Source organism: Gillisella vitis, assembly GCF_001541345.2.
GTDB lineage: Bacteria > Pseudomonadota > Alphaproteobacteria > Rhizobiales > Rhizobiaceae > Allorhizobium > Allorhizobium vitis.
Genome location: NZ_LMVL02000001.1, coordinates 101956 through 113839, shown reverse-complemented (window position 1 = coordinate 113839; position 11884 = coordinate 101956). Strand labels below are relative to the sequence as shown.

Here is an 11884-nt window from a genome sequence, read left to right as displayed (position 1 = left end):
TTTTTCGCCTCGGTTGGGCCTGCGCACCCATTTTATTCGTCCGGCGAGAGGCAGAGCGATGGCCCCCACCCCATTCTTCATCGTTCTCGAAGGAATGCCGCTGGTTTCCCTATTCATGCCCCCATCAGCTTAGACGAATCGGCAGTAGCCAGGCCGGACTGGACATGGCAGATTCCACTGCACAGATAGCGAGGAGACAATCATGACCGAACCATTCACCGCCATCGTCATCGATACCGTCGACGGCAAGCCAAAAGGCGTTTTTCGACAATTGACGCTGGCGGATCTGGCCGATCACGATGTGCTGGTGGAGGTTTCCTATTCGACATTGAACTACAAGGACGGATTGGCCTTTACGGGCGCCGGTCGGATTGCTCGGCGCACGCCTATCATCGCCGGTGCCGATCTTGCCGGAACGGTGGTGGACTCGCGCTCGCCGGATTGGAAACCCGGTGACCGCGTGGTCGTCAACGGGTTTGGCATGACCGAAACCGAAGGCGGTGGCTATAGCCGCTATCAGCGGGTCAAGCCGGAATGGTTGCTGCGGCTGCCCGAAGGCTTTTCCTTGCAAGAGGCGATGGCCATCGGCACGGCTGGCTATACCGCTGCCCTCGCCGTGTTGGCTCTGGAGGACTGGAGCGCAATCCAGCCGGGGAATAGCGAGGTTCTCGTGACAGGGGCTGGCGGTGGCCTTGGATCCATGGCCGTCAGCCTTTTGGCAGCGCGAGGCTATCAGGTAACGGCATCCACAGGCAGACCCGAGACCCATGATTATCTGAAAGCGCTTGGGGCCAGCCAATTTGTGAATCGCGCCGACCTGGCGGAAAAGGCTGGCGCCTTACAAAAGGAGCGTTGGACGGGTGCAATCGATAGCGTTGGTTCAACCACACTTGCCAATGTCATCGCCCAAACGGTCTACAATGGTGCCGTTGCAGCCTGCGGATTGGCTGGCGGTGCCGACCTGCCTACAACCGTCATGCCTTTCATCCTGCGTGGGGTGGCCCTGCTTGGCATCGATTCCGTCATGACGCCGATGGCAAAACGCATCCGCGCCTGGGAGTTTCTCGACCAACACCTCAATCGCGACCATCTGACAGCCATGGCGACCGTTGAGCCGATGTCCAATCTACCCACGCTAGCCGAGGCTATCCTTGCCGGGAAAACCCGTGGCCGGGTGGTGATTGATGTGACGAAATAGCCGTTTTTCGCAAACGACGGCTTTATTGTTCCGCCTGATATCAGGCCTGTTTGCCAAGCCGGGCGATGGCGCCAATCAATTGCAATCCGGTTTTTGTGGCGGCCCCTGTCGCCACAACCATCTGCGGCAGCAGTAACCATTCCAAGGCCCAAGCGGCCCCGGACCGCTCCTGTTCATGCACAAGGCTTTGATGCAGGCCAGCAATCTGTACGGCATTGAAACGGGCAAGCGTCACCAGCGTTTCCGCCCCAACAGGGTTTTGCTTATGCGGCATGGCCGAGGAGCTGCCGCCGCCGGTCAATTGAATTTCACCACCCATTTCCGCCAGAAGCGCTACGTCCTGACCGAATTTACCAAGGCTCCCTGAGATAAGTGACAGAAGATCGGCAAGGGCAACGATCCGGTCGCGCTGGCTATGCCATTGCGGCGCATCCTCAAGGCCAAGCAGTTCTGCCAGTCTGGCGCGCACCGCAGGGCCTTTATCGCCGAGCTTTTCCAATGTTCCTGCCGCACCGCCGAATTGCAGGGCAAAACCATCGCCAAGCAAAGCCTGCAAGCGGGTGCGGTGCCGTTGCAAAGGTCCAACCCAGGCCGCGATCCGGTCTGAAACCGTAATCGGGATGGCTGCCTGCATGCGGGTATGGCCCATCAAAGCGTTCTGCCCAAAAGCGGCATCCAACTGCTCGAACCCGGCGATCAATGCCGCCAGCCGCTGATCAAGGAGTTCAGCGGCCATCTTTAGACGCAGCACGAGGCTGGTATCGATGACATCCTGACTGGTCGCGCCAAAATGCAGTTTCGCTGCGCTTGCCCCGCCGATGGCTTTGCGCATTTGGGCTACCAATTCGGGAATGACCACGCCATCGCGTGCCGTGGCCGTTTTCAAGGCATCGAGATCCGCTGTGAAACGGGCAAGGCCCGACTGGATCGCCGTGGCATCCCCCGGCTCAATCACCCCGGCCTCACCTTGAGCCTTAGCCAGCGCCGCCTCAAAGGACAACATGGCCGCAATATCCGCCTGCCCGGCAAACAAGGCCGCAAAAGCCTCATCGTCAAATAGGCCGGACAGGAAGGGGTGTTCAAATGGGGAAATGCTCATGTTGCCAATCAGATATCGAAAAAGACAGTTTCGTTTTCGCCTTGCAGGTGAATATCGAACACGTAATCATTGCCCTGTTTTTTGGCAATCAATGTCGGAATACGCACCTTGTGCTCAATACGCGCCAGAAGCGGATCTTCGGCATTTGCCGCCTCTTCCTCCGGGAAATACATGCGGGTCTGCAAGCCGATATTAATCCCGCGTGCCACGACCCAGAAGGTCACATGCGGCGCCATCCAACGCCCTCCGGCAAAGGGAACCTTGCCCGGCTTGATGGTATGAAACACGAATTCCCCGGTTGCCATATCGCCTGGGCAACGAGCCCAACCGAGGAAATTCGGATCGGCCTTGCCGCCGGTTTCGGACGGGCTGTTGTAAAGTCCATCGCTATCGGCCTGCCAGATTTCAATCAGCGCGTCTTTCAGTGCATTCCCGCCACCATCATAAACATAACCGCGAATGGTGATACGCTCGCCACGGGTTTTGTCGTTATAAAGCGAACCGGAGCCAAGATCTTCCTTGAAGATCCCCTCGATGCCGGAGAAATTCGGTGTGCAACCGATATGAACATAGGGACCCGCCGTCTGCGAGGGAGATTCCTTCAGGTAACCGAGTGGCTGTACCATATCAGTTGCCCTCCTTGCGATTTTCAAACAGTGTGGAGCGGCGTCCGCGCAAGACGATATCGAATTTATAGGCGCGCATATCCATCGGGATGGCCGCGTTCATATCCAACGGCGCAACCAGCCGCTTGATCGCCTCTTCATCCGGAATGGTTTTGACAATCGGACACAGCCAGATCATCGGATCGCCCTCGAAATACATCTGGGTGATCAGCCGCTGAGCGAAGCCATGACCGAAAATAGAAAAATGAATATGCGCCGGGCGCCAGTCATTGACGCCGTTCGGCCAGGGATATGCACCGGGCTTAATGGTCTTGAACCAGTAATAGCCGTTCTCGTCGGTGATGATACGGCCGACCCCACCAAAATTCGGATCGAGCGCTGCCAGATAGGTTTCCTTCTTGTGGCGATAACGCCCACCGGCATTGGCCTGCCAGAATTCAACCAAAGCGCCGTTTACGCCGACCCCACGCTCGTCCAGAACCCGGCCATGCACCAGAATGCGCTGACCAATCGCCATTTCGCCTGGTTTGGCATAGTTGAGGATCAGGTCGTTATCGGTTTCGTTCAACAGGCCATGCCCAAAGACCGGACCGGTAATTTCGCTCTTGGTGCCTTCCAGCGAAATCAGCGCCCGCTGCGGCGAGCGCAGCACACTGGTCTTGTACCAGGGGGCATAGGCCGGCGGATGCATATCCCGGTCACGGGCAAAAAATGGCCCGGTTTCCGGCAGGGAATTCTTCATGTCTTTCCTCCTCAAGGTTCTCCGTTGTAGCCTTCCTGATGCCGGTTAGGCTGAGGCTGCATCGGCATCCATCTGCGCGTAAACGCCCTTGGCAATCTTGAACGCATGGTTTGCGGCCGGAACGCCCGCATAGATCGCCACATGCATCAGCGCTTCGCGTATATCCTCACGGGTTGCCCCGGTATTGACCGTGGCGCGAATGTGCATGGCCACTTCCTCATCCTGGCCAAGGGCGGCCAAAAGCGCGATCGTCACCATCGACCGCTCGCGTTTCGTCCACTGCTCACCCGACCACACGGTTCCCCAGGCGCTTTCCGTAATCAGCGTCTGGAAGGGCTGATCGAAGGCGGTGGCCGCCGCTGTTGCCCGATCCACATGGGCGTCACCAAGCACGGAACGCCTGGTTTTCATGCCGCGCCGATGTGCCTCTGATGCTGTGTCTGTTTTATCAGTCATGTCCGCTCTGTCTCCGCGACGATCTCGTATGTTGTTCTTTGTTAGGCCAACTCATCCAAAAACGGCAGCAAGGCCGCCACATAGGCGTCCGGTTGCTCAAGGCAGGGAATATGGCCCGCATCAGCCACGACAGAAAACCGGCTGCCAGCAATCAACTCTGCCAGCGATTGCACCAGGGACGGCGGGGTCGAGCCATCCTGATCGCCAACGACACATAGCGTCGGAACAGCGATAGCCGGTGCCTGCTGCGTGAAATCGGCATCGCGCAACGCAGCGCAAGTGCCGCAATAGCCTTCTGCTGATTGGCGCAGCAACATGGTGCAGCAGCCCGCATAGAGCGAATTATCTGTCGTGCGGAACGGTGCCGTGAACCATCTCTCCATGATCGGTTCAAGCAAGGCTCCGATGCCGTTGTTTTGAATGGTCGCTATGCGGGTGTTCCACATTTCGGCAGAGCCGATCTTATGGGCGGTGTTGCTGAGGATAAGCGCCCGCACAAGATCCGGGCGGCTGGCGTAAAGGCCCTGGGCAATCAGACCGCCGACAGAAAGCCCGACGACAATCACCTGTTTCAACGAAAGATGGTCCAACAATGCGGCCATGTCGTCGACATGGGTGGCCATCGAATAGGGAGGATTTCCGAGGTCCGAAAGGCCATGACCGCGCTTGTCATGCAGCACAAAGGCGTAACGATCCTGGAGCCGTTCGATCACCTCGCCCCAGATCCGGAAATCCGTGCCGAGTGAATTGGCAAACGCAATCACCGGCTTGCCACTCTCCAGGCCAATCGCGTGGTAATGGATAACTGCATCCGTCGTCTTGAGAAATTTCATCACTTAATCCTCCGAAAGCGATCTTGCAGCAGCCAATCGGTTAAGTAAAATGACATTATCGCCATCAATGATAACCTGTGGATTATGGGAAATATGATCGATCAGCGCATCAAGTTTCGTCATCTTCAAACCTTTGTCGAGGTTGCCAGGCAAAAAAGCGTGGTGAAATCCGCCAATTTGTTGCATGTCAGCCAACCCGCGGTGACCAAAACGGTTCGTGAGCTGGAAGAAATATTGGGTGTCAGCCTGTTTGAGCGCGAGGGGCGCGGCATTCGCATTACCCGCTATGGTGAGGTCTTTCTGCGCCATGCGGGCGCAACCCTGACTGCCCTGCGCCATGCGGTCGATTCGGTTTCCCAGGAAGCGGCCAAGGCCGGGCCTCCGGTGCGGGTCGGTGCGTTGCCAACCGTCGCCACCCGCATCATGCCTCAAGCCATGACGGCGTTCCTGAAGGAAAACACCGGAAGTCCGATCAAGATCGTTACCGGCGACAACTCGGTCCTGCTCGAACAATTGCGCATTGGCGAACTGGATCTCGTCGTCGGACGGCTGGCCGCACCAGAGAAAATGACAGGATTTTCCTTTGAGCATCTCTATTCGGAACCTGTGGTTTTCGTCGTTCGGTCAGGCCATCCATTACTGACGGGCGAGAGGGCGCCGTTTGAGCGGATGCGAGAGTTTCCGGTGCTGATGCCGATCCGCAATTCGATCATCCGGCCACTGGTTGACTACTTCCTGATCGCCAACGGCGTCGCCACCCTGCCCAACCAGATCGAAACGGTCTCCGACTCCTTTGGTCGAGCCTTTTTGAAAATCAGTGACGCCGTCTGGGTGATTTCCGAGGGTGTTGTAGCGGGTGACATAGCAGAAGGGACGATCCATGCCCTTCCGATAGACAGTGCTCCGACACGCGGACCGGTCGGATTGACCATCCGCGCCGATGCCGTGGCAACGCTGCCGCAATCACTGCTCATGCAAGCAATCCGCGATGCGGCAGCAGCCAGTATGCCTGCTCAGTAAGGCAGGCCCACATAGTTTTCAGCCAATGACGTCGAAGCGGCACGGGAGTGAACGAGATAATCGAGCTCGGCTTCCTGAATGCGTTGTCCGAAATCGCCAGTATCGGGAAAACGGTGCATCATGGTCGTCATCCACCAGGAAAACCGCACGGCCTTCCACACGCGGGCCAGCGCCCGTACCGAATAATCATTAATCCCGGCGCTGGACTTATCGCCGTAGAATTCAATCAGGCCTTCGCTGAGATAATGGATGTCACTGGCAGCGAGATTAAGCCCCTTGGCACCGGTCGGCGGCACGATATGGGCGGCATCACCGGCCAGGAACAACCGACCGAACCGCATGGGTTCGGTGACGAAAGAGCGTAGCGGCGCAATCGATTTCTCGAAGGATGGCCCGGTCACCATGGCTTCGGCATGTTCTGCGGGCAGGCGACGACGTAGCTCATCCCAGAACCGGTCGTCGCTCCAATCTTCAACCTTGTCTTCCAGCGGGCACTGCACGTAGTAGCGGCTACGAGTGTTGGACCGCATGGAACACAGCGCAAAGCCACGCGGATGGTTGGCATAGATCAGTTCATGGGCCACCGGTGGCACCTCGGCCATCACACCCAGCCAACCGAAAGGATAGATCCGCTCGAATTCCTTGATGGCACCCTGGGGTACGGATTTACGGCTAACGCCATGGAAACCGTCACAGCCAGCTATGAAGTCGCAGTCGATCCGGTGGCTGACGCCATCTTTTTCATAGGTGACATAGGGGCTTTCGCCCGAGAAATCATGCGGTTCAACATTTGCGGCATCGTAGATGGTCAAGGCACCGGCTGCATCGCGCTGGTCCATCAGATCGCGGGTCACTTCGGTCTGGCCATACACCATAACCCGGTCGCCGCCGGTCAGATTGAAGAGATCGATGCGGTGATCACGCCCATCGAATGCCAGCGAAAAACCGTCATGCGGCAGACCTTCGCGATGGAGGCGGTCGGCAGCACCGGCCTTTTCCAGCATGCCAACCATGCCCTGCTCCAGCACACCGGCGCGGACCCGACCAAGAATATAGTCGCGGCCAACACGGTCGATGATAACGGTTTCGATGCCCTTGAGATGCAGCAATTGCCCCAGCAACAAGCCAGAAGGGCCTGAGCCAATAATGACGACTTGAGTACGCATGAATTCCTCCCGAATTTGCTCGTGATCAAGAAATTGACCGTTTCACGCCGTCTTCTCAATGGACTTTTCAATCCAAAACTTGCACTATTTGACCATCATTGAAGGATGCTGCGACGATGGCTGCCATACCAATTTACAAGCTATATGGCGAAAAAACCGAGGTTTCCGGCGAGTTTTTGCTGCATTGCGAAACGCTTTTTTCCCGCAGCAGCCTATATCGCTTCGAGATAGACCTCCACCGTCACGAGAACTTTCTGCAAATTCTGTACATTTCCGAGGGCCAGGGAGATGCGACGCTGGACGCAGAGGTGATTGGCATCACCCCACCTGCCGCCATCGTCGTTCCACCGCTGTTTAGCCATGGATTTCGGTTTTCGCGCGCCATCAAGGGCATGATCATCACCGTTCTGCCCGCCGCTCTGCCGCTTGCCGTTCGAACCAGCCTGAAACAGGCCCTGCCCTTGCCTCGCCATATGCCTTTGGAAGGCGAACCGTGTGCAGTCGAAATCGGCCTGTTGATGGAGCGGATCGCCGAAGAATATGCAGGGACAAAGCCGGGTCGAAACGGATTGCTCGAGGCCTATCTCGCAACCGTCTTGCTTCTGCTGGCAAGGCAAGCCGCACCGGACGCGTCTCCAGACCTGATGACGCTGACGGCCAACGACCGGCGGATGGAAAAGCTTACCGCACTGATTGCCGCCCATTTTCGCAGCCACAAGACTGCGGCCTTCTATGCCCGGGAAATGGGTCTTTCGCCCACCCATCTGAACCGGCTTAGCAAGGCGGGAACCGGCGCAACCCTGCAACAATTGATCGCCCGCAAGCAGTTGGAGATCGCCCAGCAGGAGCTGATCTTCAGCCAAACCAGCATTCAGACCATCGCGCTCAACCATGGCTTTACCGATCCCGCCTATTTTACCCGTTTCTTCACCCGGGAAACCGGCCTGACACCGCGGGCATGGCGCCTTGCAGAGCGGCAGAAACTGCAAAGCCTGAGCGACCGATCGCAGGCGGAGATCAGCGCAGCAACGGCTTCAGACTAGCTTGGGTCGCCAGCAGCGCCGGCAGATATCGCTCAGCCATCTCCGATGCGGGGATAAGCGCGGCTGGGGCGCCGATATTGATCGCCGCCGCCATCTGGCCGCGGCTGTCATAAACCGGTACGGCAATAGAGCAAAGACCGATTTCAAGCTCTTGATCGATGATTGCATAGCCTTGGCGGCGCACATCAGCGATTACAGCCATAAGGTCTTCCGGATCGGTTCGGGTGAAAGGCGTATTGGCCTTCAACACCGATGCCTCCAGAGCGGCCCTGATCTCCGCATCGCTCAATCCGGCCAGCAAAACCCGCCCCATGGAGGCGGAATAGGCAGGCAACCGGCTGCCGGGCATCAGGTTGATCGACATGACACGCCGTTGTGAGGCGCGGGCGATGTAGACAATCTCCGTCCCGTCGAGAACGCAAGCAGACGCGCTCTGCCCAACTTTTTCACTCAGTTGATCGAGATGCGGTTGTAGAATTGCAGGCAGCGGGGTCGCCGAGAGCCAAGCGTGGCCAAGACGCAGGATTTTGGGCGTCAAGGAGAAGAACTTGCCATCATAATCGGCATAGCCCAGTTGCGAAAGCGTCAGCAGACATCGGCGGGCGGTTGCCCGGTCCAGGCCAGACAGCTTTGCTGCTTCCGCAATGGACAGGCGCGGTGCTGCCTCCTCAAAAGCCTCAATAATCTTCAGACCCTTGGCAAAGCCGCCCATGATATCCGTTTCGCGCATCACGCACTCCTCACATGCAACCAGTTTGTGCGATATTCGAACAAATGTCAATTATCGCACAATTTAGTTGCGGGGTCATCGGTCCGGCCTTATCTTTCTGCTTGGAGGCGCGCCTGGTTTTCATCTGGCGCAATCGCAAACGGGAGAATCCCATGGATAAGACAATCGCCAGCGCGGCCGACGCCGTTGCCGGTATAAGTGATGGTGCCGTCGTCATGATCGGCGGCTTTGGCGGCTCCGGCGCGCCTATCGAACTCATTCACGCCCTGATCGACAAGGGGCCGAAAAACCTGACGGTTATCAACAACAATGCAGGCAATGGCCGGATCGGCATCGCTGCAATGATCGATGCGGGCATGGTCAAGAAGATGATCTGCTCCTTTCCGCGCTCGTCCGATCCACGCGCCTTCACTGACCGCTATCTGGCTGGAGAGATCGAACTGGAACTGGTGCCGCAAGGCACGCTGGCGGAGCGCATTCGCGCTGGCGGGGCTGGAATTCCGGCTTTCTACACGCCAACCGGTTACGGTACGGAACTTGCCGACGGCAAGGTGATTGCCGAGTTCGACGGTCGCCATTACGTACAGGAACGCTGGCTGAAGGCTGATTTCGCCATCGTCAAAGCCCATCTCGCCGATCGGCATGGCAACCTCACCTACAGCAAGGCGGGCCGCAACTTCAATCCGCTGATGTGCATGGCCGCGACCAACACTATAGTACAAGTCTCCAAGATTGTTGCCCCTGGCGAGATCGATCCTGAAATTATCGTTACGCCCGGCATTTTCATTGATGGCGTCGTTGAGATCGCCAATCCGCAACAGGAAGAAGCGCTGATCCGCGCGGGAGTGGCTTACGTATGACAATAAACACCCGCGAAGACATCAAGCTTTCCAACGCCCAGATCGCCTGGCGCGCCGCTCAGGACATTGCCGATGGTGCCTATGTCAATCTCGGCATCGGCTTTCCCGAAATGGTGGCGCAATACCAGCCGCCGGGCCGCGAGGCGATTTTCCACACGGAAAACGGCATCCTGAATTTCGGCGAAGCCCCTCCGGAAGGTGAGGAAGATTGGGACATGATCAACGCAGGCAAAAAGGCGGTTACGCTGAAGCCAGGCGCTGCATTTTTCCACCATGCCGATAGCTTTGCCATGGTGCGTGGCGGCCATCTGGATGTCGCCATTCTCGGTGCCTATCAGGTCGCGCAAAATGGTGATCTCGCCAATTGGCGGGTCGGCAGCAAGGGCGTGCCTGCCGTGGGCGGCGCCATGGATCTGGTACATGGCGCAAAACAGGTTTTCGTCATCACCGAACATGTCAGCAAAAAGGGCGAGTTCAAGCTTTTGGACAAATGCACCTTCCCACTTACAGGTGTCGGCTGCATTACCCGTGTCTATACCAGCCACGCCGTGATCGATATCGCCAAGGGTCACTTCGTGGTGCGCGAAATGCTCGCCGCCATGACGCTGGACGAATTGCAGGCGATGACCGGCGCAAAGCTGCACGTGGATGGGCCTATTGCCGATCTCACTGTACCCGCGCTTTAAGGAACCCCAATGACCGAAGCTTTTATCTGCGATTATATCCGCACGCCCATCGGCCGGTTTGGCGGCGCACTTTCCTCGGTTCGCGCCGATGACCTTGGCGCGGTGCCGCTCAAGGCCCTTCTTGCGAAACACACCAACCTGGACTGGGAAGCGGTCGATGACGTGATCTTCGGCTGCGCCAACCAGGCCGGTGAAGACAACCGCAACGTGGCGCGCATGTCGCTGCTGCTGGCAGGCCTGCCGGTTTCAGTGACTGGCACGACGATCAACCGGCTTTGCGGCTCAGGCATGGATGCCGTGATTGCGGCAGCCCGCGCCGTCAAATCAGGCGAGTCAGAGCTGATGATTGCCGGTGGTGTCGAAAGCATGAGCCGAGCACCTTTCGTCATGCCAAAGGCAGAGACCGCCTTTTCCCGCAACGCCGAAATCTATGACACGACCATCGGCTGGCGTTTCGTCAATCCGCTGATGAAAAAACAATATGGCGTCGATTCCATGCCGGAAACCGGTGAAAATGTCGCGGAAGATTACAAGATCTCCCGCCAAGACCAGGACGCCTTTGCCGTCAGAAGCCAGAACAAGGCATCGCAAGCGCAGGCCAATGGCCGCTTGGGCCAAGAAATCACCCCGGTGACCATTCCCCAGCGCAAGGGCGATCCGGTCGTCGTGGACAAGGATGAACATCCCCGCGCCACGACAATTGAAACGCTGGCAAAGCTTGGCACGCCTTTCAAGAAGGAAGGCGGCACAGTCACCGCTGGCAATGCCTCCGGTGTTAATGATGGGGCAGCCGCTCTGATCATCGCATCGGAGGCTGCTGCGCGCAAATATGGCCTGACGCCGATTGCCCGCATTCTCGGCGGCGCGACTGCCGGTGTACCACCCCGAGTGATGGGCATTGGCCCTGCCCCCGCCAGCCAGAAGCTGCTGGACCGGCTCGGCCTGACCCAGGATCAGTTGGATGTGATCGAGTTGAACGAGGCTTTTGCCTCTCAAGGACTGGCTACCTTGCGTCAACTTGGCATTGCCGATGACGATCCACGGGTCAACCGCAATGGCGGCGCCATTGCCCTCGGCCATCCGCTTGGCATGTCCGGCGCACGCATTACCGGCACGGCGGCGCTGGAATTGTCACTCAGCGGCGGACGCTACTCGCTATCGACCATGTGCATTGGCGTTGGCCAGGGCATCGCAGTGGCGCTGGAACGGGTATAATCCGGCTTCAAACCGGTAAGAAGACAGATAAGGGTGGAGGAGGTTTTCTCCACCTTTTTCGTGTTTAGCGCCGTTTCATCAGACGTTACGAATGCCTATCTGTGCGATGGTTGTTGGCATTTACACAACAGCACTTGACCTTGCTCGCATGGCTGGTAGTTAACATACGCTGCCGCATTGCAAGACATCGGTCTTTGCGGAGTGAACTTA

13 protein-coding genes are annotated in these 11884 nt (G+C 57.7%); 6 read left to right on the top strand and 7 right to left on the bottom strand.

What is annotated here, in order from left to right:
* Positions 1-202: 202 nt before the first annotated feature.
* Positions 203-1198, top strand: a complete 996-nt coding sequence (locus ASB66_RS00485) for an MDR family oxidoreductase (protein ID WP_060716094.1) — start codon at positions 203-205, stop codon at positions 1196-1198.
* A 40-nt stretch (positions 1199-1238) separates the two neighbouring features.
* Here the strand turns inward: ASB66_RS00485 and ASB66_RS00480 are convergent, their stop codons facing one another.
* The 5 genes from ASB66_RS00480 to pcaD are packed head-to-tail and all read right to left on the bottom strand — an operon-like array spanning position 1239 to position 4954.
* Positions 1239-2297 (bottom strand): 3-carboxy-cis,cis-muconate cycloisomerase, encoded by a 1059-nt coding sequence (locus ASB66_RS00480; protein WP_060716095.1) that lies wholly within the window; start codon positions 2295-2297, stop codon positions 1239-1241.
* Between the two features lie 8 nt (positions 2298-2305).
* Positions 2306-2923, bottom strand: coding sequence for a protocatechuate 3,4-dioxygenase subunit alpha (gene pcaG / locus ASB66_RS00475; protein ID WP_114386147.1), 618 nt, complete (start codon positions 2921-2923; stop codon positions 2306-2308).
* Position 2924: 1 nt separating this feature from the next.
* Positions 2925-3665 carry a protocatechuate 3,4-dioxygenase subunit beta gene (pcaH, locus tag ASB66_RS00470; protein WP_060716097.1) on the bottom strand — a complete coding sequence of 247 codons (741 nt, stop codon included), beginning with the start codon at positions 3663-3665 and terminating at the stop codon, positions 2925-2927.
* Between the two features lie 45 nt (positions 3666-3710).
* On the bottom strand, positions 3711-4121 hold the full coding sequence (gene pcaC / locus ASB66_RS00465; RefSeq protein ID WP_012654370.1) for a 4-carboxymuconolactone decarboxylase: 411 nt from the start codon (positions 4119-4121) through the stop codon (positions 3711-3713).
* A gap of 41 nt (positions 4122-4162) precedes the next feature.
* Positions 4163-4954, bottom strand: a complete 792-nt coding sequence (gene pcaD, locus ASB66_RS00460; protein WP_060716098.1) for a 3-oxoadipate enol-lactonase — start codon at positions 4952-4954, stop codon at positions 4163-4165.
* Positions 4955-5047: 93 nt separating this feature from the next.
* Here pcaD and pcaQ point away from each other — a divergent pair, with 93 nt between their 5' ends.
* Entirely contained in the window at positions 5048-5974 is a 927-nt protein-coding gene (gene pcaQ / locus ASB66_RS00455) for a pca operon transcription factor PcaQ (RefSeq protein WP_060716176.1), read from the top strand.
* Here pcaQ and pobA read toward each other — a convergent pair.
* Entirely contained in the window at positions 5968-7140 is a 1173-nt protein-coding gene (pobA, locus tag ASB66_RS00450) for a 4-hydroxybenzoate 3-monooxygenase (RefSeq protein WP_060716099.1), read from the bottom strand. The genes pcaQ and pobA overlap by 7 nt on opposite strands.
* A 116-nt stretch (positions 7141-7256) precedes the next feature.
* Between pobA and ASB66_RS00445 the strand changes: the two genes are divergently transcribed.
* Entirely contained in the window at positions 7257-8183 is a 927-nt protein-coding gene (locus tag ASB66_RS00445; RefSeq protein ID WP_060716100.1) for a helix-turn-helix domain-containing protein, read from the top strand.
* Here the strand turns inward: ASB66_RS00445 and ASB66_RS00440 are convergent.
* Positions 8158-8913 carry an IclR family transcriptional regulator gene (locus tag ASB66_RS00440; RefSeq protein WP_060716101.1) on the bottom strand — a complete coding sequence of 252 codons (756 nt, stop codon included), beginning with the start codon at positions 8911-8913 and terminating at the stop codon, positions 8158-8160. The genes ASB66_RS00445 and ASB66_RS00440 overlap by 26 nt on opposite strands.
* A 152-nt stretch (positions 8914-9065) precedes the next feature.
* Here ASB66_RS00440 and ASB66_RS00435 point away from each other — a divergent pair, with 152 nt between their 5' ends.
* Genes ASB66_RS00435 through pcaF form a run of 3 tightly spaced genes read left to right on the top strand, consistent with a single transcriptional unit; the run spans position 9066 to position 11674 of the window.
* The gene (locus tag ASB66_RS00435) at positions 9066-9773 is read left to right on the top strand and encodes a 3-oxoacid CoA-transferase subunit A (protein WP_060716102.1); all 708 of its coding nucleotides are present in this window, start codon (positions 9066-9068) and stop codon (positions 9771-9773) included.
* Positions 9770-10459 carry a 3-oxoacid CoA-transferase subunit B gene (locus ASB66_RS00430; RefSeq protein WP_060716103.1) on the top strand — a complete coding sequence of 230 codons (690 nt, stop codon included), beginning with the start codon at positions 9770-9772 and terminating at the stop codon, positions 10457-10459. Before ASB66_RS00435 ends, ASB66_RS00430 begins: the two co-directional genes overlap by 4 nt.
* Positions 10460-10468: 9 nt before the next feature.
* Positions 10469-11674 (top strand): 3-oxoadipyl-CoA thiolase, encoded by a 1206-nt coding sequence (gene pcaF / locus ASB66_RS00425; RefSeq protein ID WP_060716104.1) that lies wholly within the window; start codon positions 10469-10471, stop codon positions 11672-11674.
* Positions 11675-11884 lie beyond the last annotated feature (210 nt).

Bases quoted from the DNA above. Each gene is read 5' to 3' on its own strand.
- ASB66_RS00485 (WP_060716094.1), top strand. From the start codon at position 203: ATGACCGAACCATTCACCGCCATCGTCATCGATACCGTCGACGGCAAG.
- ASB66_RS00480 (WP_060716095.1), bottom strand. From the start codon at position 2,297: ATGAGCATTTCCCCATTTGAACACCCCTTCCTGTCCGGCCTATTTGAC.
- pcaG (WP_114386147.1), bottom strand. From the start codon at position 2,923: ATGGTACAGCCACTCGGTTACCTGAAGGAATCTCCCTCGCAGACGGCG.
- pcaH (WP_060716097.1), bottom strand. From the start codon at position 3,665: ATGAAGAATTCCCTGCCGGAAACCGGGCCATTTTTTGCCCGTGACCGG.
- pcaC (WP_012654370.1), bottom strand. From the start codon at position 4,121: ATGACTGATAAAACAGACACAGCATCAGAGGCACATCGGCGCGGCATG.
- pcaD (WP_060716098.1), bottom strand. From the start codon at position 4,954: ATGAAATTTCTCAAGACGACGGATGCAGTTATCCATTACCACGCGATT.
- pcaQ (WP_060716176.1), top strand. From the start codon at position 5,048: ATGATCGATCAGCGCATCAAGTTTCGTCATCTTCAAACCTTTGTCGAG.
- pobA (WP_060716099.1), bottom strand. From the start codon at position 7,140: ATGCGTACTCAAGTCGTCATTATTGGCTCAGGCCCTTCTGGCTTGTTG.
- ASB66_RS00445 (WP_060716100.1), top strand. From the start codon at position 7,257: ATGGCTGCCATACCAATTTACAAGCTATATGGCGAAAAAACCGAGGTT.
- ASB66_RS00440 (WP_060716101.1), bottom strand. From the start codon at position 8,913: ATGCGCGAAACGGATATCATGGGCGGCTTTGCCAAGGGTCTGAAGATT.
- ASB66_RS00435 (WP_060716102.1), top strand. From the start codon at position 9,066: ATGGATAAGACAATCGCCAGCGCGGCCGACGCCGTTGCCGGTATAAGT.
- ASB66_RS00430 (WP_060716103.1), top strand. From the start codon at position 9,770: ATGACAATAAACACCCGCGAAGACATCAAGCTTTCCAACGCCCAGATC.
- pcaF (WP_060716104.1), top strand. From the start codon at position 10,469: ATGACCGAAGCTTTTATCTGCGATTATATCCGCACGCCCATCGGCCGG.